This is a genomic window from Agrobacterium sp. RAC06, from assembly GCF_001713475.1.
Lineage (GTDB): Bacteria > Pseudomonadota > Alphaproteobacteria > Rhizobiales > Rhizobiaceae > Allorhizobium.
Genome location: NZ_CP016499.1, coordinates 36,213 through 54,457 on the forward strand (window position 1 = coordinate 36,213; position 18,245 = coordinate 54,457).

Below are 18,245 nucleotides of genomic sequence, written 5' to 3' on the forward strand. Positions count from 1 at the left end.
TCAAGGGTTTTAAAGATTGGTGCCGGCGGCAGCGCTGGCTCTGTGTCTCTCCCTCGGCATTGCCGAGGGAGAGAGTAGGGGGCTTACCCGGGTCCGGGCATCAAGCTCGTCCTATGTCAGAGCTTACCTTCGTCCTCGAAGGTTTCCGTCCAGTCGGCGATCAGCCCGTCAAGCGCTTCCTTGGCGGTGCCATTGCCAGCGACGACATAATCGTGGAAGCGCTTCTGCGATGCCTGAAGGAGCGACGCATAGGACGGCTCGGCCCAGAAGTCCTTCACGATTGCCATGCTGTCGAGGAAGGTCTGTGCATAGGGCTGGCTCTTGGCGAAGTTCGGGTCTTCGACCACGGCGCGAAGGCACGAGAAGCCGCCCATGGACCACCATTTGTCCTGCACATCCTTCTGGGCGAACCACTTGATGTAGGCCAGCGCGCCGTCCATGTTGTCGGTATTGGCGACGACCGAAATGCCCTGACCGCCGAGCTGGGCGAATTTCTCGCCGCCGGGGCCCGCGGGATTGACGAGATAGCCGGTCTTGCCGCCGCCGACATTCGGATCCGCCTCGAAGCCCGGCCAGGTGAAGGCGAAGTTCATCTGCATGGCGACCTGGCCCGACTTGTACGCGTCAATGCCTTCGCCCATGTAGGTGTTCGACGTGCCCGGCGCGACGCAGCAATCATAGAGCGACTTGTAGAATTCGAGGCCCTTCACGGCGCCTTCCGAATTCACGAAGCCCTCCATCTCATAGGGCTTTTCGGGGTTGTCGTACTTGAAGCCATAGCTGTAGAGCACGTCCATCACGCCCATCGTGATGCCTTCCGAGCCGCGCTCGGTATAGATCGAGGCGCCGTAGACGGTCTTGCCATCGATCTCCCGGCCCTGGAAGAATTCGGTGACCTGCTTGAGTTCGTCGAAGGTTGCCGGTGGCGTCAGGTCGCGACCGAACTTTTCCTTGAAGGCTGTCTGGATTTCCGGGCGTTCGAACCAGTCCTTGCGATAGGTCCAGCCGACCACGTCACCAAAGGCCGGTAGCGACCAGTAGTTCGGGGTATTCTTCGGCCATTCCGAATAGCCTGTGACGGTTGCCGGCACGAAGGCATCCATGCTGATGCCTTCCTTGTCGAAGAAATCGTTGAGCTTCACATACCAGCCGTTTTCGGCGGCACCGCCGATCCACTGGCTGTCGCCGATCATCAGGTCGCAGAGCTTGCCGCCGGAGTTGAGCTCGTTGAGCATGCGGTCGGCGAAGTTCGGCCACGGCACGAACTCGAATTTCATCTTGATGCCGGACGAGGCCTCAAAATCCTTGCTGAGTTCGACCAGCGCATTCGCCGGATCCCAGGCGGCCCAGCAGAGTGTCAGTTCCTTTTCATCGGCATGCGCCACGACAGCGCCGAAACTCATTGAAGATCCGACTGTCGCGGCAGCAAGCAGGCCTTTCACATAAAGGGATTTCATCATGTCATCCTCCCAGCGCCGTCCGGTCTCCAACGGATGGCGAAACGCCCTTTCGGGCCAAATGCCGGCTCCGGACCCTCATCCTGGCCGGCCTCCTCCAGCGGAACGGGCGGCGTTGCTTGCGCCGACCTGAACCACGTACAAGGCTAATTGATGTGCGCACCTCAAAGCAAGTCGTTTTTGAGGTGCGCACATCATTTCTTGCGTTTTGCCGCGATTTGAAGGAAAGCTCTGCCAGGGGGAAATCAGCAGGAAGTCTTTATGCGTCCTACAGCGAAGGATCTGGCCGAGGCTGCGGGCGTCAGCCTTGCGACCGTCGACCGTGTCTTGAACGACCGGCCCAATGTGAGCCCGAAGGCTGCTCGGCTGGTGAACGACGCGATCGAGCGGATCGGCTTCGTGCGCAACCCGGCAGCCGTCAGCCTGGCCCGCAGCAAACTATATCGCTTCCTGTTTCTGCTGCCGGTTAGCGGCGATCTGTACCTCACTGAACTCCTACGCCATGTGGAGGAGCTGACCGTTGCGTTGAAAGGCGACCTCACTGAAATCACCTGCCGTCAGATCGCGACCGACGATGCACATGGCATCGCAAAGCTCCTCTCCGGTCTGGACAGGGAGGCCGTTGACGGTGTTGCCTTAATGGCGCCCGAGTCCCCGCAGGTGCGTGACGCCATGGCCCGGTTGCTTGAGCGTAATATCAAGGTTGTGCAGTTTCTTTCCGGTCAGGAGAAACTGCCTGAGGCTGATTTCGTCGGCATTGATAACTTTGCGGCTGGAGCAACCGCTGGCAAGCTGATGGGCATGCTGGCAGGTTCACAGCCTGGGAAAGTCTTGGTGATTGCAGAAACCATGCAATCGCTCGATAGCATCCAGCGCCGCCTCGGCTTTGACCAGGTCATCAACCAGATGTTTCCGCATTTGACCTGCCTGCCTTCGATCGAAACCCATGCCGATGAGGCACGCACGCGGCAGGTGGTTGGCCGCGTGCTGGCTGGCAATCGCGACGTGGCTGGCATCTACGTGCTGAGCGCAGAGGCTCGCTTGCCGATCCTGGCAGCTTCTGGAAATGTTGAGCTGAGCAGAATTGCGGTGGTTGTACACGAGCGAACGCCTTTTACCGAACAGGCGCTTCGCGACGAGGTGATCGATGCCGTCATCGCACAAGATCCGGGCCATGCTGTGCGCAGCGCAATTCGTATCATGCGCGCCCGATCGGATGCCCGCGAGCCGCTGGCTGCACAGGAAAAGATCCGTATAGAGATCCTGCTTAAGGAAAACCTCTAAGCGCGACGTCTGAGCGGAGCCGTAGGCGTCAGGTCAGTCGTGTGGCTTGCCGATCATTGCCTCACCTTGCAGAGATGCGAGTGCGGCGCAACCAGCAGTCCAAGAGGCAGGGCAACAGAGGGCCGCCTGGTTCAAGTCGATGCCATGGGGGAGGCCGTGTCCCGGCGATACTTTTCGATGAAGGCGTCGATCGCGAGTGCGCGGATGTCAGGCAGGCGGCCGCGCAGCGTGTCATGGTGCCAGTTCCACCAAGCGATATCGAGCAGTGCTTCGGCCTGCTTTTCGCTGAAGCGCCGCTTGATGAGCCTTGCGGGAACGCCGCCGACGATCGTGTAAGGCTCGACATCCTTCGAGACGACCGCACCGGCGCCGATCACTGCGCCGGTACCGATTGTCACGCCTGCAAGTACTGTGACGCCGTGGCCGATCCACACGTCGTGGCCGATGGTCACCCAATGATCCTTGCGCCACTGGAAGAAGTCGGTGTCGTCTTCGCCCAGCCCGTATTGTGCAGCTCGGTAGGTGAAGTGGTGCTGGCTTGCGCGCCAGGTGGCGTGGTTGCCGGGATTGATGCGCGCGCCTTCGGCAATCGAGCAAAACTTGCCAATCGTCGACCATACAACGTTGCCGCCCTTGACGATGTAGGAATAGTCACCGAACTGACTTTCCCGCATGCTCACATGGGCCTGGATCTCGGTCCATTTGCCGAGTTCGCAGCCGACGACCGTCGCCGTTTCATGGATGGTCGGAGCTTCCGACAGCATTTTCATTTCGCGTGTTCCCATTTGCCGATGAACCGCTCGCGGATTGCGCCGGAGATGGCGTCGATGACATAGACCATGGCGATGATCAGGAAGATGATCGACCAGGCCTCGTCCCATCGATAGGCGCCGATGCGGTCGGAGAGGATGAAGCCGATGCCGCCGGCGCCGACAATGCCGAGAATGGTCCCTGAGCGGACATTGGATTCGAAGTTGTAGAGGGTGATTGAAAGAAGCACCGGCCAGACCTGTGGCAGCATCCCGAAGCGGATGGCCTGGGAGCGAGACCCTCCGGAGGCAACAACGCCCTCGACGGGCTTCTTGGAGATGTTCTCGATCGCCTCGGCGTAGAGCTTGGCAAGAACACCGATTTCGCCCACCGCGATCGCGAGCACTCCGGGAAGTGGGCCGAGGCCGAAGGCGCGGATGAAGACGAGCGCCAGGATCAGCGTCTCGAAGGCGCGGATGATGTCAAAACCGCGCCGAACGCCAAAGCGCAAGAAGGCGAAGCGGTTGATGTTCTTGGCGCCGAGAAAGGAAAGCGGAAAGGCGAAGACGGCGCCGAGCAGCGTGCCGAGAAAGGCCATGGCGAGCGTTTCGCCGAGGCCTGTCAGGATATCGCTTAAGGGATCCCATTCGGTCCAGATATGCGGTGGGAACATGAAGGAGAGAACGCGGCCGAGGCGGCTAAGACCGTTGATGATGCGTTCCGGCGTGAAGCCGAAATCATAGAGGCACCAGGCGAACAGCGCAGCGAAGCCTAACATCAGACCCCAGCGCTTCAGCCGCGTCTCCATGGACGGACGGAAGGCTAGCGGCATGGACTGGCGCAGCGCCAGGATTTCCGCGCGGGTAACGGTCGTCATCAGTGGGTCCTTTCCATGCCGATGATCCGGTGGCGCAGCTTTTCCGAGCCCCAGTCGATCACAAAGACGGTGACGAAGACGATGATGAAGAGCGCCGACAAATCGGTGTATTCCTGCAAGGAGATGGCAGTGCGAAGCTCCTGACCCAGGCCGCCGGCGCCGACATAGCCGATGATCGAGGACGAACGCACATTGATCTCGAAACGCAGCAGCGTGTAGCTGATGATGTTCGGCAGGATCTGCGGCACCGCGCCATAGCGTATCTGGTCAGCCCAGCTGCCGCCCGCCGATTTGACGCCCTCCAGCGGGCGCATGTCGATGTTCTCGTTCACTTCGGAATAGAGTTTGCCGAGCGCCCCACAGGTATGGAGCGCGATCGCCAACACACCCGCCATCGGGCCGACGCCGAAACAGAAGACGAAGATCAGCGCGAATACCAGCTCCGGCACCGTGCGGGCTATCTCGAGATAGCGACGCGACAGCCAGAGCAGCCACCTGCTGGGGGAGAGATTGCGCGCTGCCGGGAAGGACATAACGAAGCCGCCCGCGACCCCAAGCGCGGTTGCCATGAAGGCAATGAGCACGGTTTCGAGGAGGAGCCAGCCCCAGACCTTCCACCGCCAGAACCAAGCAGCGAGATCTGCGCCAAGCGTTTCCCACGACAGCTGAGGAATAGTCTTGGCAAGATATTCGCCGAGCCGTGGCAAGCCTGCGAGCAGGATCCAGCGTTCGGCTCTGCTGCCGTCAGAAAGCGTGATCTGGCTGACCTTCAGGAGATTGGAGAAATCGGCTGTCACAACAAAGGCGATTAGTAGCGCCGCCGTCACGACGAGGAAGGTAAGCCGGCCGCGGGCGCGCTGGCGGGCGTAGGCGCGTTCGAAATCCAGCACCGCCTCGGAAGGGGATGCGGCAGGGGCGAAGGTCATGGCGTTTCCCTATAAAAAAAAGGGGCGATCCCTATCGAGATCGCCCCATCTGCGTTTGCGTGGGATCAGCTCTTGCGCTGGGCCTTCAGCCAGGCGCGCATGTCGACGATCCACTGGTAGCGGTCATGGTCGACCTCGACATAGCCTTTGGCCGTCGAGTTTTCCGCGCCGGTCATTTCCTTGTGGGCTGCCGGATCGGCTTCCGGAACAGACTTTACAGCGGCCTGCATGTCGGCGATCAGTTCAGCCGGCAGGTTGGCACGGGCGGTGAACGGACCGGAAGTAATCTCGGGCGACTTCCAGATATTGCAGACCTCGCCTTCCTTGATCATGCCCTTGGTGACCATGCGCTGCGGAATGCCGCTCTTCTCGTTGTTGATATAGGTGGCGGCGGCATCGAACTGTCCGTTGACGACGCCTTGAACGCCGGCCTCGTGGCTGCCGGAGAAGGGCGTGGCCGAGAAATAGGTCGAAGGCTCGAAGCCCTGCTGCACGAGGTTGTAGTTCGGAACAGCATAGCCGCTGGTGGAATCCGGATCGGCGAAGGCCAGGACCTTGCCCTTCAGGTCCTCGATCTTCTTGTAGGGGCTGTCGCAGCGCACCGTGATGACCGAGAAATAGCCGGTGGAATCGTCTTCCTGAACCGCGGTCAGGAGCGGAACGATGCCGCCATCGGTCTCGGTATAGGCCGCGGCATAGGCGGAGGAGCCGAGGAAGGCGAATTCGATCTGGTCGGCGGCGAGCGCCTGGACGACTCCGTCGTAATTGCCAGCAGTGAAGAGTTCGACGTCGATGCCGAGGGTCTTTTCAAGATAGGCCTCGAAAGGCTTGTAGCGAGCAACGCGATCCTTCTCGTTCTCGCCGGACAGGACGCCGAAGCGGACGACCTTGTAGTCGGACTTCCAGTCGGCAGCGATGGCCGGCAGGGAAGAAAGCGTGAGGAGGGCTGTGGCGGCGATGAGACGCATTGGTATTCTCCCAGAGGTTGATCAGGCCGGAATCGCCGACCGGATGGAGGTCGAGGTGATGGATTCGTTGAACTCGGTGAGGCCGGAACCGCCGTAGATGTCGCGAACGACATCGTCGGTAAGATTGCGGGCGCTGCCGTCGAACATGACGATGCCGGAGCGCATGGCGATGATCCGGTCGCAATAGGCACGCGCGGTGTCGAGGGTGTGCAGGTTGACGATAACGGTGATGCCGTCCTCGGTGTTGATGGTGCGCAGCGCTTCCATGACGCGCATGGCGTTGCCGGGATCGAGGCTGGCGATGGGTTCGTCGGCAAGCAGGATCCTCGGCTCCTGCAGAAGAGCGCGGGCGATCGCGACGCGCTGCTGCTGTCCGCCTGAAAGCGTGCCGGCGCGCTGAAGGGCCTGGGGCGCGAGATCGAGCCGGTCGAGCGCGCGGATCGCCAGCGCCCGTTCGGCGTCGGAAAAACGCATCGCCATAGAACTCGCAAAACCATGCGACGAGATGCGGCCGACCAGCACGTTGGTCAAAACGTCAAGGCGCTCAATCAGGTTGAACTGCTGAAAGATCATCGCACATTCACGTCGCCACTGGCGCAGCGCCCGTCCATTGAGCGACGTGATCTCGCGGTCACCAAAATGGACGCTGCCGTCGGTTGGATCGATCAGCCGATTGATGAGGCGCAGCAGCGTGGACTTGCCGGCGCCAGAGCGGCCTATGACACCGACGAACTCTCCGGCGGCGATGTCGAGACTGACACCGCCGACGGCTCTGGTCTGGCCAAAGGTGCGGCCGAGCTTGCGAAGGGAGAGTGTGTTCTTTTCCATGAAGCGATCATGGAGCGCCTCTGTGACAGCGACATATCATCCGAATGAATTTAATTTGGAGGATTTGCGACAGTTCTGTAGCAGCCTCAGCGGCGCTCCAAGCCCTGTAGACAAGGGCGAAAGAGAAACGGGCCGTGCAATGCACGGCCCGTCAGACTGCGACAGGTTCTTTAGCGATCTTACGCCGCTTGAGCGAAGGTGAGCGAACCGTCGGAATAGATTTTGCGGCCACCCCGGAAGACGCAGCGGACATGGCCGATGCCATTATCGTCGGCGACAAGAAGGTCTGCTTTTTTTCCGACCGCGATCTCGCCACGATCGGAAAGCCCGAGCGCCTGAGCTGGATTGGACGTCGCCAGCCGGCAGGCACCGGAAAGGCCATGCTTGTCGGTCTTTGCCAGTTCCAGCACCGCCGGCAGGATGGCCGACGGGTGATAATCGGCGGCCAGGATATCCAGCAGTCCGGCAGCATGAGCGTCGCGTGCGGAAAGGTTGCCCGAATAGGACTGTCCGCGCAGCGCGTTTGGCGCGCCCATGGCGTTCATCAGGCCGAGCCTCTTCGCCTCGGCGGCGGCCTCGATGGTGACCGGGAACTCGCTGATCAGGACACCAAGCGAATGCATCAGTTGAACCTTGGCGACGGTGTCGTCGTCATGGCTAGCGATCACCACACCATGGGCATGGCAGGCTTTGGAGATCGCATCCAGCGTATGCGTCATCACGTCAGCCGGCTGGGTGCGCTCTTCGATGCGCCGCGCGATCGACTGCGCGGCTTCTTCGAGGCTCATACCCTTTTCGCGAGCGAGCTTTTCGATGTGGCGCTCGACATCGCGATACTGCCCCTGTCCCGGCGTATGATCGTTGAGCGAGATCAGATCTACGGAACCCTCGGCGATCAGCTCCTCGATCACGGCGAGCGCCTTGGGGAAGGTGATTTCGAAGCGGGCATGGACTTTGTGATCGACCAGGAGCTTGCCGCGCATGGTCTTGATCGCGCGGATGACGCTGCTGGTGTGCTCGTAGCTGCGCAGGTGCCCGTAGGTCGAGGCAGGACTGAAGGATAGCGCGGCATAGGCGGTCGTGACGCCGGAAACAGCAAGCCGGCGGTCGAGATCGCGCAGACCGAGCTCAAGCGGCATGCGCACATTCGGCCGTGGTTCCACCTCGCGTTCCACCATGTCGCCGTGCATGTCGACGAAGCCCGGCATAAGGATCAGGCCTTGCGCCGACATATCGGCATTGGTGACAGGTCTTTCCGAAATTTCGGCGATCATGCCGTCTTCGATGCGCACAGCACCGTTCGGCAGCACGCGGTCTAGCAGCACCACCTGGCAATCAGAGATCCACATTGGCAAGTTCCTCAAAGGCTTGAAGTTCGATTTCCCGGTCGATGAGCCCAGCCACGTCGCCCGGATGATGAAAGACGCCGATCATGGCGACACCCTGCGCCTTGAGGTCGGCGAGACGGTCGACCAGCGCCTTTCGGGCGCCGGCATCGAGGGAGGCCGTGGGCTCATCGAGCAGCAACAGCCGCTGCGGCAGGATGAGCGCTCGTGCGAGGTTCACCTTCTGCTGTTCGCCGCCGGAAAAGGTGGTGGGATAGGCTTTCCAGAGATTGCGCTTGACGCCGAAGGCCTCCAGCCAGCGCCGTGCCTCGACGAGCGCTTCTTCGTGCTGCATGCCCGCTTGGCGCAAGGGTTCGGCAACGATATCCTCGGCAGGAACCCGCGGACGGGCGATCAGGAATTGCGTGACAAAGCCGATCTCACGCCGGCGCAGAAACGCAATATCGACATCGGCTGCCCTGGCAAGGTCGATGCGGCCCTCGGCTGTATGGTACCAGATATGCCCCGCGCGCGGCAGATAGCTGCGATAGAGGGTGCGCAGAAGCGTCGATTTGCCGACGCCATTCGGCCCTCTCAAAAGCAGGAACTCGCCGGGGTTCAGCGTAAACCCTATGCCTGAAAATGCGTGAAGGTTCTGGTCGAGATGGTGCATGTGGAAGGTTTTCGAGAGGCCTTCCACCTCCAGGACGGGCTGCATGGCGGCCTCACAATTTGGCATGAACGAGTTGCTGGGTGTATTCGTGTTGCGGATCCTGAAAGATCTGGTCGACCAGGCCTTGCTCGACCACGCGACCGCGCCGCATGACCATGACCCGGTCTGCCATGGTACGGATCACGCCGAGATCGTGGCTGACGATGACCATGGTGATCGCGCGGTCCCGCTGCAGCCGTTTCAAGGTGTCGAGCACCAGCGCCTGAACGGAGACGTCGAGGCCGGTGGTCGGCTCGTCCAGCAGCAGCAGTGCCGGTTCGAGCGCAATCGCCTTGGCGAGCTGCACGCGCTGCTGCATGCCGCCGGACAGTTCGATTGGCCGCGCATCCATGCGCTCTAACGGGAACTCGGAGGCATCGAGCGCCTCTCGTGCCTTTGAGCGCAGTTCGGCGAAACTCCGCTCGCCAGCGATTAACAGTCGCTCCGCCACGTTGCCGGAACTGGTATGACCCATCAGCAGGCCGAGATGCGGGTTCTGGTAAACGATGCCGATATGGCGCGCGCAAAGCATGCGGCGGGAGAAGCGGTCGAGATCGAACAGGTTGCCGTCGAGCTCCGGCAGGGCCAGGCGATAGTCACCGCTGTCGGGTGTGTCCTCAAGGTTCATCATCCTCAGAAGCGTGGACTTGCCCGAGCCGCTCTCGCCGACGATGCCGAGTACCTCGCCGGGATAGACGGTGGCGGACACGTCCTGAAGCGCGACCACCTTGCCGAAGCGTTTGCTGACGTCGGTCATTGTCAGAAGCGGCGGGGTTGTCATCAGTTGCGGCGCGTTCTGCAGCCGCTCAGCCAGAAGTTCTCCGATCATGGGCGGAATTCTCCGTTCTTGTACCAAGTCTCGCCCTGTTCCACGTTCAGCCCCTCGGTGCGGCGGATCGCCTTGATGCCGAAATTGCTGTCGGACAGCTCGAATTGCGAGCTGCCGTCGTCCTGCGGGATCTCGTTCATGAAATAACCGCTGACGCCCGAGCGGTGGCAGGTGAGGGCGGCATGGTCCTCGACCTTGTAGGGCACGTCGGAGAAGACCAGCGGCTCGACCCGCGTGAAAGGTGGCACGGCGTAGAGCCGCTTTTCGCGCCCAGCCGAGAGAAAGGTCAGGTGCCTTGCCATGTCGAGCTTCGGCACGTCCCAGCGCGGGATCGGCGAGGGGGTCATGACATGGCGGCCGTTGACCAGCGAAGGATAGGCCGCGCCCTGCATGATGCGGCCCGAACGCACGATCTGCTCATAGAGCGTCAGCCACAGCCGGCCGTAATCGGCGTCGGCATGCATCTGGCGGGCGATCGACATGTTGGGCTCGACCGGGCGCAGCGGTTCGGGATTTGGCACCTGCAGCACGAGGATCTGATCCTCGCGCAGCTTTTCCTCAGGGATACGGTGCCGGCTCTGAATGATCGTTGCCTCCTGCGTGTCCCAGGTCTCACCGGCGCCGGATACGCGCGAAAGGAATCGGCGGATCGAGGCGGCGTTGACGCTGTCGTCGGCGCCCTGGTCGATCACCTTGATCACGGAGGAGGGCTTGATCAGGGTCAGCGTCACTTGCAGGCCGCCGGTGCCCCAGCCGCGCGCAATCGGCACCTCGCGGCTGGCATAGGGCATCTGGCAGCCGGGTACGGCAATCGCCTTCAGCATCTTGCGGCGCAGCTCGCGCTTGGCCGAGGCATCAAGGAAGCCGTAGCTGAAGGCTTCCCATGGCTTTGTGAGTGCTGAAAGGCTCATGCCGGCTCCTTCACGAGCTTGGTGGTTTTCGTGGCGTCATCGGCAGGGGGCGCCGTCTTCTTTGCGTCGCGCAGGGCGTCGAGCGAAGACTGGAAGGTGACGTAGTGCGGCAGCTTGAAATGGATGCAGAAGCCCGAGGCTTCCACGGGTTCGGTGTGGTAGAGGAAGAATTCCTCGTTGACGGGTGAATTCTGATCCGCCGCTGCCGAATTCAGATCCAGCGTCGCGCCAGCGATGGTCTTGATTTCGTTCCAGCCGAGTGTCGCGCAGAAGCCGAGCTGAAGCTGGCCGCCTTTTCCTTTGCTCGTGACTTCCGCCTGCGAGACGCGAACGCGACCAGCCGAGAAAACCGTGCCCGCCGGATGGCGCACACGCACCTCCGCTTCTGCAAGTCGCAGCTCGTTGACGGTCGGATGCGCATTGCCATAGCCGCGCATCGCCGAATAGCCGAGTGCCAGCACACCGCCTGTGTCGGCGCGAGCCAGGCTTTGCAGCGTATGGGCGCGCTTGGCCGGAAACAGAAGCGGCTCGCGGGTGAGGTCTGGAATGTCGTCAGGGGCGACTTCGTCGGCGGCGATGTCTGCAACCAGTCCTTGCGCCTTTTGCCAGGCGGCAAGCGACGGCTGGCACGCCGGTGCGGGTCTTGCCGCAGGTTCGACCGGGGTCGGCTCGAATGCCTGGCCTTCCAGCACGCCGGTCGCCAGCAATCGGTGTGAATAGTCGAGCGTCGGGCCGAGCACCTGACCGCCGGGAATATCCTTGAAGGCAGCAGAAATGCGGCGGTGCGTGAAAAGGCTTTCCTGCGTCACCGGTTCGGCGATCGCAAGGCGCGGCTGGGTGGTGCGCCAGGCACGCAGAAGGAGCACCGCCTCGTAAAGGTCGCCGCCGGCCTGGGCGAGCGCAAGCGCTGCCAGATCACGGTCGTAGAGCGAGGCCTCGCCCATCACGCGGTCGATCAGGTAAGGCAGGCTGTCGCGGACGTCCGCGACACGCTCCATGTCAATCGTCCCCATTTCTGCGCGGTAGAGCCGCTCAGACTGTTCAATGGCGCGTTCACCGCCTCGAGTTGCCACATAGGCCATCAGAGCACCTCCACCGTGGTTGAGCGTGGCAGACCGACAACGCGGTCTCCATCGACGAAGAAGAGTTCGAACCCGGTCGGGTAGAGGCAACGCGTCGCGCGAAGCGTCCAAACATCAGGCCTGAGGCCGCCGAGGCGGATATCCTCATAAGTTTCGATGCCGGGGCCACGCAGGCGAAGCCCTTGTCCCTCGCCAATTCTCGCCCTTGAAAACACGGTGGCGCCATCATCGGGATAGAGATGCGATCCCGCGGGCACGACGGCCAGATCGCGCAGGCCCGCCTCAGTTTCCAGATCGATAAAGGCGTGGTCGGCGTCGCGTGCGCCGGTAATCGCCGCTCCGGTCGAGGCGATCAGCGGCAGGAGCGTCTTGTGGCCCGAAAAGACCCTGCATTCGCGGTCAATCAGCGTTTCGACGATGGCCTCCAGGCCCGGCTGTGGCAGTGTCTGGACAGTGCCGGGGCGGGCGAGCGCCCACATCAGGGCGTCGTAGGTGGCATTATGAAGCCGCTCCAGGTCGTTTGGAACGGGGACAGCAATCAGGGCGGAGGCATCCATCAGAAGGTCTCCATGTCTACACGGGTCGCCTCGACCGCGCGAAGGCGCTCTGTGTCTGCGCCCATGATCTTCAGGGCCTCATCTTCCACGAAGTCAGTGATGCGCGCGGCGAGGATTTCGATCGATCCGGCGGCGTCCACGATCGCCATTGCCATGGCGCGCTCGAGGTCGCGGCCAACAATCATGCCATAGCCTTCAGTGCCGTTGGACTGGAGCCGGATATGCGCCTCCGCCACCAACACCTCGCCGAGATGAAAATCTGTGCCCTTTACCGTGTCGCACATCGGCAGCATCGCGAGCCCTGTGCGGCTCTGAATGACGTTGATCGCGCCGAGCGGTGCAAGAAGCTCTTCCGCGAAGGCCTTCAGCGCGGCTGTATTGGCGCGCGCAAGGGTTTCGAGCCGGCGGGCGTGGGCGTCGCCCGGCGCACCGGCATGCTGGAACTGTGTTGTCATGGGGCCTTGCCCTCCTCGCCCACGAAGGGGTCGTCGAGACTGTCGAAAGAAAACTGGACGCGGTCGCCTGCCCAGACCGCCTCGGAATAACCAAGCGCGGTGCCCTTGGCATCGACGTCGATCTTTGTGACGACCATGACGGGATGATCTGGGTGTTGCCGCAGCAGTCTGGATTCCTCCGGCTCGGCGCGGCGGGTGAAGATGGTGGTGCTCTTGCGGAAATAGTCGGTGACCCCGTGGTCACGGTAGATTTCGGTCACGGAAACGCCGGCCTCACGGCGCACCCCTAGGTCCGGAAAGAGCGCTACCGGATGAAAGGCGATGCCGAGATTGATCGGCATGTCGTCGGCCAGACCCCGCCTCATGATCCGATGGACCTCGGCCCCGCGTGCGATCCTTAGCGCCTCCGCTACACGGTCGGGCGCCGGCACGATAGTTGAGGAGAGGTGCTCGGCGGAGGGCTTGTAACCCTGTCCGGTCAGGTTCTCGCGGAAACGCGTCCTGCGCCCGATCTGGTAGTTGATCAGCCGGGTCGCCTCGACGAAGGTGCCGCGCCCCTGTTCTACCCTGAGCTTGCCCTCGACCGCGAGCGCCGAAACTGCGCGCCGGACAGAGTGGCGGCCAACACCGAAGGCCTCGCACAGCTCGGGCTCCGTCGGCAGCCGCGTGCCGGGAGCAAGTTTGCCGGAGGCGATGTCACTGGCCAGATGGTCTTTGACGATTTGCCAAGTGTCTCTCTGCATGCGCTATCCATGATTCATTCGAATGAATCATGGATAGCGCATGCGTATGACGCGGCGATGACGCGGCCTTGATCCTCAGGACAGGAAAATGGGTTTGGGTTAGCGAGGTACGATCAGTACAGCTGCATGCACGAGCGAGGAGGGCGGACTGCGAATCTTAGCGTCTAGATGGCGATTCCACCAACAGAGAATTCTGTATAGATGCGCATCTATAATATATGTAGAACATAAATTGCTTTATTTATAAGAAATCTGCTGGTGATTCTGGTGTGAAATTTCGTTTTATAATGTTTAAATATAGAATGTAATTCTCTGCAGTCTAATTTATGCAAAATACGGAACGGTTAGTGGCAATTCCCGTTTTAATGGGGTTCTGCAGTAGAATTCACGCAGCCATTTCCAGTTTATGTGCGGGTGTGATGCCGCCGATGCTCATATTGGGGCGTTCGTTGCTGTAGGTCCATAGCCATTGTACGGCGAATTCCTATGTTTCTCGTGCGTCACGGGTCTGTAGAGAAAGCTTGAGCGTCGATGCCTTTTTCTGTGGATGTACCTGCTTCGGTAGCGGCCAACGCAGATAGAAAACACCGCATCGCGACTTCACGAGATAGGACGGATTGAACAAACCAATGTTCCCCTTGGATGCCACCCCCAAGAAAATCCAATATTTAAGGCATTGATTTTAAACGAAATGGTGGGCCCGGAGGGCCTGCCGAATCTAAATGATTTCAACCTGTTATGTGCACTTGGGGCAAATTTCCGGTGTGAGGAAAATCAAGCGCTTAAGAATTTCTCTGTCCCACTTTTCTGGACCAAACTCAGTGCGTTTCCCGCGCTCGTGGGGAGGGTCGTATGAGTGCCTATCGACCATTCCGCGAAGTAAAGCTACAGTGGCTCCAGCAACTAAGCTGCGACAAGGATCTGAGCGATAACGCTCGGTCGATAGCTCTTTACATTGTCACCACACACATGAACGGCCACACCGAGAAGGCGTGGCCGTCCTATCAAACGATTGCCGACGCGACCGGCAAGAGCGTCAAGACCATCCAGCGTGCGATCCGGGAACTCGAAGACAAAGAGTGGTTCGATGTCCGGCGCGGGAATGGCATAGGGCACAACACGGAATATAGTCCCTCTGCGTTTTCGATCCTACGAGCATGCGAGGCACGTGAAAAGACGGACAGAATTGTCACCCTTCGCGCGGGCCAAGGCGGTCAGATCCGTCCACAAAGGCAGTCAGATATGTCCGGCAAAGGCGGTCAGATATGTCCACCTAATCCAGAGAAAGAAAAAATATATATACCTAACGCGCGCGAGGAGCGCTCGATAACTGGCAATCAGCAGCCTGCGGTGCCTGCGATTTTCGTGGCAGACACAAAAATCGAGCAATTGCACCAATGGCAAAAATGGCTGGGATCTCGCGGTCTTGGAACGCTCGATACGCTTTCAGTTCGCGCTACGGCAAACGGGAAAACAGGCTATTTGCTGCCGGGTCACTGGCCTCCTGCTGAATCGGGTCCGAATTCAGGGAGCTGGACTAGTTTCTTCAGCCGCCGACGTGATGGAGCACCTGCGAGCCGCGAAGGGACCATCGATGCACAATCGAGAGAAAGCGAATTGAGACCAATTCGGTCCCGTGCTATAGGTGCGCTATGAGGATCATAGCCAGGCGCACCCTCCGTGAATATGTCGACCGGCTGGCTGGCGACAAGGGACAGCCAGCTGTGAAGGCTGCGCTTGATGCGTGGTTCGACGAAGTTTGCAAGGCGCAATGGACCAGTTCCGCCGACGTGCGGCGGCTGTATGCAACTGCAAGCATCGTCAGCGCGGAACGGATCGTCTTCAACATCAAAGGCAACGATCATCGATTGGTTGTCGCGGCAGATTTTGAAAAAGGCATAGTCTGGATCAAGTGGATCGGGACGCACAAGGCATACGACAAGATCGACGTGAAGGAGATCGAACATGGTAGCTGATCTGAAACCGATCCGATCAGAAGCTGATTACGACGAAGCTCTTGCCGAGGTCGAAATCCTGTGGGGAGCAAAAGCTGGCACCCCAGAGGGAGACCGGTTGGATATTCTGGCGACCCTGATCGACGCCTACGAAGCAAAGATTTATCCCATGGATCCCCCCGATCCGGTGGAAGCAATCCGGTTTCGGATGGAGCAGCAAGGTTTGACCCGCAAGGATCTCGAACCGATGATTGGGCCGCGTAACCGTGTAGCAGATGTCCTAAACCGCAAGCGAAGCCTGTCGATCGACATGATCCGCAAACTTCACGCCCGATTGGGTATATCTGCAGAAGTCCTGATCAGGCCGAGTAGTGGCAAGGTCGCGTGACTTCTGTTTCGCCAAACGTCCTATAATTTCCACCTGAGTTAGTGCTGAAGTCTGTTCACTCGCAGTCTTGGCCAACGATAGCATTCGTGCCACTCCCATGCTTACAAGGAGTATCAAATCGGCTGCTCATGCCTTGGGCTTGGGAGAGGCATTAGACTTGCCCATCCTCCGAGGAGCGTCCAATACCAGTGCCTGCTGCAGGTATTTGGCAAGACGAATGATGTAACCCCTTTAATGGTGCATTTCATTCGCGAACTAATGATTTTGAACCCATTCTGGTGGGGCGAATGTCCTTTAATCTCAGCGGTCACTACTCACTTCCAATCAAGGTCGAGCAGGGGCTTGAGATAGGCGGCAGAGAGCAATGCTTCCGTGTCGAGCCGGTAGTGCTCAACAAAACCGCGAGACGGTATTTGCCCTTGCTGCAGCAGCGATAGAAGGGTAGCGGCATACCCCGTCGCCACTGAAACCAAGGCGTTGAAGCCGCCATTCGACCTTCTCGGTGAAAAGCGGAGGAAGTGACTTTTCTCGTTCGGTTGATGTTCACGGACACCGCGGGCGGTAACCATGAGCATCAATACGTCGTCCTCGATCACAGGCAACCCATTGCAAAGCAGCGATCGCAACATATCCCGGCGATTACGAAGTCCCAGATCATCAAGAAGGAATCTCATATAGTCGAGGTGGCCCGGATAGCGGATCGTTTTGAACGTGACGTTTTTCGGAGAAAACTCTGAGAAGATCGAAAGGTCGTCGATCCCGCCCGCGGTTATGAACTCTTCATAGCCGACACCATCGATGCTCAGTGTACGGTGATCTTCAAGGGGTGACAGGGTAAGAGCCTTCCCATCCCGGATTGCTGCGCTTGGTCGCGTGTACTCGTCGATGAGGCCGTCAACATTCCAGATCTGTCCGTAACCAAGCCGATTTGTCGGGTAACGGGGAATCGAGCCAACGCGAATGACTAGGTCCGTGACCGCCGAGCATCTTGACAGGAGACTCCAAGCGATATTGGCAATTAGACCTGGTGAAACACCACAGCCATTGAAAATGGCCCGCCGAGTAGAAAGGTCCTGGAGACGTTCCCTCAATTCAGGCCGAGCACCATTGAAGTCGAGATAGTGCACATTGGCTTGGGCCGCTGCCATGGCTACGGTTTTGACAGCGCTTTCAGGAACCGCAGCGACCGCAACATCACGCTCCGACAGCATCGTATTCAGTTCATCGGGATGACGGTACAGGCGTGAGGAGACGTCAATTCTCATCGCACGAAGCTGATCCAGCGCATCTTCAGAGCGATCGATCACTTCGACCGAGAATGCCGGGGCTCCTGCCAGAGTTGCCGCTAGGGCAATTCCGATTTTGCCGGCACCGACGATTGTAATTTTAAGAGGCACCATACCGGCTCTCAATTCTTGAACCGAGCAACGAAGCCTTGGAGGCGTGGATTCTGAGGGTTAAGGATCACATCATTCGCAGTCCCGGTTTCGGCGATGACGCCTTGGTCGAGAAAAAGAACACGGCTCGCGACATCTGCGGCGAAAGCCATTTCATGCGTGACGATCGCCATTGTCATTCCCTTGTCGGCAAGTCCGCGTATGACACTGAGGACCTCTCCCACCAACTCTGGGTCAAGCGCACTCGTTACCTCGTCCAGCAAAAGGACTTCGGGTTCCATTGCCAAGGCCCTGGCGATCGCCACACGCTGTTTTTGCCCGCCCGACAAATGGCTTGGATAGGCTGAGTGCTTTTCGGCAAGCCCGACCTGGGCAAGCAGGTCCATGGCTTGTTCCTCGGCCTCGCGTCTGGGACGCCGGCAGACCACGATCGGTCCCTCAGTTACGTTCTGCAGCACAGTCTTGTGGGGGAACAGATTGAAGTGCTGGAAAACCATGCCAACATGCCGCCGCAGCGTACCGATGCCAATCTCCTCATTTCGGTCCCGAAAGTGCTCGCCGACCGTTTTTTGGCGAAAGCGGATGGTGCCTCCTGTCGGGCGTTCCATCATGTTGAGGCAGCGGATGAAAGTTGACTTGCCCGATCCCGATGGACCGATCAACGCGACAACCTCCCCACGCTCAAGGCTGAGATCGAGGCCTTTCAGCACTTCGAGCGTACCGTAGCTTTTGCGCAGGCCCGACGCTTCAATGACAGGTGGGCTTGTCTTGGAATTCTGTGTCATTTCCTTGCATCCGTTC

General features: G+C 59.8%; 20 protein-coding genes. 4 read left to right on the plus strand and 16 right to left on the minus strand.

Going from position 1 to position 18,245, the window contains the following annotated elements; translation table 11 throughout:
* Nucleotides 1–116: 116 nt before the first annotated feature.
* On the minus strand, nt 117–1,403 hold the full coding sequence (locus tag BSY240_RS00160) for an ABC transporter substrate-binding protein (RefSeq protein ID WP_236759398.1): 1,287 nt from the start codon (nt 1,401–1,403) through the stop codon (nt 117–119).
* Between the two features lie 315 nt (nt 1,404–1,718).
* Here BSY240_RS00160 and BSY240_RS00165 point away from each other — a divergent pair, with 315 nt between their 5' ends.
* Nucleotides 1,719–2,741, plus strand: a complete 1,023-nt coding sequence (locus tag BSY240_RS00165; protein ID WP_069040989.1) for a LacI family DNA-binding transcriptional regulator — start codon at nt 1,719–1,721, stop codon at nt 2,739–2,741.
* 131 nt (nt 2,742–2,872) lie between these two features.
* Here the strand turns inward: BSY240_RS00165 and BSY240_RS00170 are convergent, their stop codons facing one another.
* From BSY240_RS00170 to phnF, 13 genes are all read right to left on the minus strand, one after another.
* Nucleotides 2,873–3,511 carry a DapH/DapD/GlmU-related protein gene (locus BSY240_RS00170; protein ID WP_069040990.1) on the minus strand — a complete coding sequence of 213 codons (639 nt, stop codon included), beginning with the start codon at nt 3,509–3,511 and terminating at the stop codon, nt 2,873–2,875.
* Complete coding sequence (phnE, locus tag BSY240_RS00175; RefSeq protein WP_069040991.1) at nt 3,508–4,368, minus strand: phosphonate ABC transporter, permease protein PhnE; 861 nt, start codon at nt 4,366–4,368, stop codon at nt 3,508–3,510. Before phnE (BSY240_RS00175) ends, BSY240_RS00170 begins: the two co-directional genes overlap by 4 nt.
* Nucleotides 4,368–5,294: a phosphonate ABC transporter, permease protein PhnE gene (gene phnE, locus BSY240_RS00180; RefSeq protein WP_069040992.1), complete on the minus strand. Its 927-nt coding sequence runs from the start codon at nt 5,292–5,294 to the stop codon at nt 4,368–4,370. Before phnE (BSY240_RS00180) ends, phnE (BSY240_RS00175) begins: the two co-directional genes overlap by 1 nt.
* 65 nt (nt 5,295–5,359) lie before the next feature.
* A complete protein-coding gene (gene phnD / locus BSY240_RS00185) occupies nt 5,360–6,262 on the minus strand; it encodes a phosphonate ABC transporter substrate-binding protein (RefSeq protein WP_069040993.1) in 903 nt (300 codons plus the stop codon).
* 21 nt (nt 6,263–6,283) lie between these two features.
* Entirely contained in the window at nt 6,284–7,090 is an 807-nt protein-coding gene (gene phnC, locus BSY240_RS00190; RefSeq protein WP_069040994.1) for a phosphonate ABC transporter ATP-binding protein, read from the minus strand.
* 179 nt (nt 7,091–7,269) lie between these two features.
* Nucleotides 7,270–8,439 carry an alpha-D-ribose 1-methylphosphonate 5-triphosphate diphosphatase gene (locus tag BSY240_RS00195; RefSeq protein WP_069040995.1) on the minus strand — a complete coding sequence of 390 codons (1,170 nt, stop codon included), beginning with the start codon at nt 8,437–8,439 and terminating at the stop codon, nt 7,270–7,272.
* Nucleotides 8,426–9,133 carry a phosphonate C-P lyase system protein PhnL gene (locus BSY240_RS00200; protein WP_069040996.1) on the minus strand — a complete coding sequence of 236 codons (708 nt, stop codon included), beginning with the start codon at nt 9,131–9,133 and terminating at the stop codon, nt 8,426–8,428. Before BSY240_RS00200 ends, BSY240_RS00195 begins: the two co-directional genes overlap by 14 nt.
* Nucleotides 9,134–9,140: 7 nt before the next feature.
* Complete coding sequence (locus BSY240_RS00205) at nt 9,141–9,956, minus strand: ATP-binding cassette domain-containing protein (RefSeq protein ID WP_054151619.1); 816 nt, start codon at nt 9,954–9,956, stop codon at nt 9,141–9,143.
* A complete protein-coding gene (locus tag BSY240_RS00210) occupies nt 9,953–10,867 on the minus strand; it encodes an alpha-D-ribose 1-methylphosphonate 5-phosphate C-P-lyase PhnJ (RefSeq protein WP_054151620.1) in 915 nt (304 codons plus the stop codon). The genes BSY240_RS00205 and BSY240_RS00210 overlap by 4 nt, the downstream gene beginning before the upstream one ends.
* Nucleotides 10,864–11,949, minus strand: coding sequence for a carbon-phosphorus lyase complex subunit PhnI (locus tag BSY240_RS00215; RefSeq protein WP_069040997.1), 1,086 nt, complete (start codon nt 11,947–11,949; stop codon nt 10,864–10,866). Before BSY240_RS00215 ends, BSY240_RS00210 begins: the two co-directional genes overlap by 4 nt.
* The gene (gene phnH, locus BSY240_RS00220) at nt 11,949–12,506 is read right to left on the minus strand and encodes a phosphonate C-P lyase system protein PhnH (protein WP_069040998.1); all 558 of its coding nucleotides are present in this window, start codon (nt 12,504–12,506) and stop codon (nt 11,949–11,951) included. Before phnH ends, BSY240_RS00215 begins: the two co-directional genes overlap by 1 nt.
* Nucleotides 12,506–12,961 (minus strand): phosphonate C-P lyase system protein PhnG, encoded by a 456-nt coding sequence (locus tag BSY240_RS00225; RefSeq protein WP_069040999.1) that lies wholly within the window; start codon nt 12,959–12,961, stop codon nt 12,506–12,508. The genes phnH and BSY240_RS00225 overlap by 1 nt, the downstream gene beginning before the upstream one ends.
* Nucleotides 12,958–13,704: a phosphonate metabolism transcriptional regulator PhnF gene (gene phnF / locus BSY240_RS00230; protein WP_069041000.1), complete on the minus strand. Its 747-nt coding sequence runs from the start codon at nt 13,702–13,704 to the stop codon at nt 12,958–12,960. Before phnF ends, BSY240_RS00225 begins: the two co-directional genes overlap by 4 nt.
* Before the next feature lie 852 nt (nt 13,705–14,556).
* Between phnF and BSY240_RS23540 the strand changes: the two genes are divergently transcribed.
* From BSY240_RS23540 to BSY240_RS00245, 3 genes are read left to right on the plus strand one after another with little or no spacing between them, the layout of a single operon-like run.
* Nucleotides 14,557–15,360 carry a helix-turn-helix domain-containing protein gene (locus BSY240_RS23540; protein WP_083229520.1) on the plus strand — a complete coding sequence of 268 codons (804 nt, stop codon included), beginning with the start codon at nt 14,557–14,559 and terminating at the stop codon, nt 15,358–15,360.
* On the plus strand, nt 15,357–15,680 hold the full coding sequence (locus BSY240_RS00240; protein WP_069041002.1) for a type II toxin-antitoxin system HigB family toxin: 324 nt from the start codon (nt 15,357–15,359) through the stop codon (nt 15,678–15,680). The genes BSY240_RS23540 and BSY240_RS00240 overlap by 4 nt, the downstream gene beginning before the upstream one ends.
* Entirely contained in the window at nt 15,670–16,047 is a 378-nt protein-coding gene (locus BSY240_RS00245) for a helix-turn-helix domain-containing protein (protein WP_069041003.1), read from the plus strand. Before BSY240_RS00240 ends, BSY240_RS00245 begins: the two co-directional genes overlap by 11 nt.
* 314 nt (nt 16,048–16,361) lie before the next feature.
* Here the strand turns inward: BSY240_RS00245 and BSY240_RS00250 are convergent, their stop codons facing one another.
* Nucleotides 16,362–17,447, minus strand: a complete 1,086-nt coding sequence (locus BSY240_RS00250; protein ID WP_069041004.1) for a saccharopine dehydrogenase family protein — start codon at nt 17,445–17,447, stop codon at nt 16,362–16,364.
* Between the two features lie 8 nt (nt 17,448–17,455).
* Nucleotides 17,456–18,229, minus strand: coding sequence for an amino acid ABC transporter ATP-binding protein (locus tag BSY240_RS00255; RefSeq protein ID WP_069041005.1), 774 nt, complete (start codon nt 18,227–18,229; stop codon nt 17,456–17,458).
* Nucleotides 18,230–18,245 lie beyond the last annotated feature (16 nt).

What these genes read in the sequence shown, in the direction of transcription:
- phnH (WP_069040998.1), bottom strand. Translation starts at nt 12,506, where the DNA reads ATGGATGCCTCCGCCCTGATTGCTGTCCCCGTTCCAAACGACCTGGAG.
- phnE (WP_069040992.1), bottom strand. Translation starts at nt 5,294, where the DNA reads ATGACCTTCGCCCCTGCCGCATCCCCTTCCGAGGCGGTGCTGGATTTC.
- BSY240_RS00160 (WP_236759398.1), bottom strand. Translation starts at nt 1,403, where the DNA reads ATGAGTTTCGGCGCTGTCGTGGCGCATGCCGATGAAAAGGAACTGACA.
- phnD (WP_069040993.1), bottom strand. Translation starts at nt 6,262, where the DNA reads ATGCGTCTCATCGCCGCCACAGCCCTCCTCACGCTTTCTTCCCTGCCG.
- BSY240_RS00255 (WP_069041005.1), bottom strand. Translation starts at nt 18,229, where the DNA reads ATGACACAGAATTCCAAGACAAGCCCACCTGTCATTGAAGCGTCGGGC.
- BSY240_RS00210 (WP_054151620.1), bottom strand. Translation starts at nt 10,867, where the DNA reads ATGAGCCTTTCAGCACTCACAAAGCCATGGGAAGCCTTCAGCTACGGC.
- BSY240_RS00245 (WP_069041003.1), top strand. Translation starts at nt 15,670, where the DNA reads ATGGTAGCTGATCTGAAACCGATCCGATCAGAAGCTGATTACGACGAA.
- BSY240_RS00250 (WP_069041004.1), bottom strand. Translation starts at nt 17,447, where the DNA reads ATGGTGCCTCTTAAAATTACAATCGTCGGTGCCGGCAAAATCGGAATT.
- BSY240_RS00225 (WP_069040999.1), bottom strand. Translation starts at nt 12,961, where the DNA reads ATGACAACACAGTTCCAGCATGCCGGTGCGCCGGGCGACGCCCACGCC.
- phnF (WP_069041000.1), bottom strand. Translation starts at nt 13,704, where the DNA reads ATGCAGAGAGACACTTGGCAAATCGTCAAAGACCATCTGGCCAGTGAC.
- BSY240_RS00200 (WP_069040996.1), bottom strand. Translation starts at nt 9,133, where the DNA reads ATGCAGCCCGTCCTGGAGGTGGAAGGCCTCTCGAAAACCTTCCACATG.
- BSY240_RS23540 (WP_083229520.1), top strand. Translation starts at nt 14,557, where the DNA reads ATGAGTGCCTATCGACCATTCCGCGAAGTAAAGCTACAGTGGCTCCAG.
- BSY240_RS00215 (WP_069040997.1), bottom strand. Translation starts at nt 11,949, where the DNA reads ATGGCCTATGTGGCAACTCGAGGCGGTGAACGCGCCATTGAACAGTCT.
- BSY240_RS00195 (WP_069040995.1), bottom strand. Translation starts at nt 8,439, where the DNA reads ATGTGGATCTCTGATTGCCAGGTGGTGCTGCTAGACCGCGTGCTGCCG.
- phnC (WP_069040994.1), bottom strand. Translation starts at nt 7,090, where the DNA reads ATGGAAAAGAACACACTCTCCCTTCGCAAGCTCGGCCGCACCTTTGGC.
- BSY240_RS00165 (WP_069040989.1), top strand. Translation starts at nt 1,719, where the DNA reads ATGCGTCCTACAGCGAAGGATCTGGCCGAGGCTGCGGGCGTCAGCCTT.
- BSY240_RS00170 (WP_069040990.1), bottom strand. Translation starts at nt 3,511, where the DNA reads ATGAAAATGCTGTCGGAAGCTCCGACCATCCATGAAACGGCGACGGTC.
- phnE (WP_069040991.1), bottom strand. Translation starts at nt 4,368, where the DNA reads ATGACGACCGTTACCCGCGCGGAAATCCTGGCGCTGCGCCAGTCCATG.
- BSY240_RS00240 (WP_069041002.1), top strand. Translation starts at nt 15,357, where the DNA reads ATGAGGATCATAGCCAGGCGCACCCTCCGTGAATATGTCGACCGGCTG.
- BSY240_RS00205 (WP_054151619.1), bottom strand. Translation starts at nt 9,956, where the DNA reads ATGATCGGAGAACTTCTGGCTGAGCGGCTGCAGAACGCGCCGCAACTG.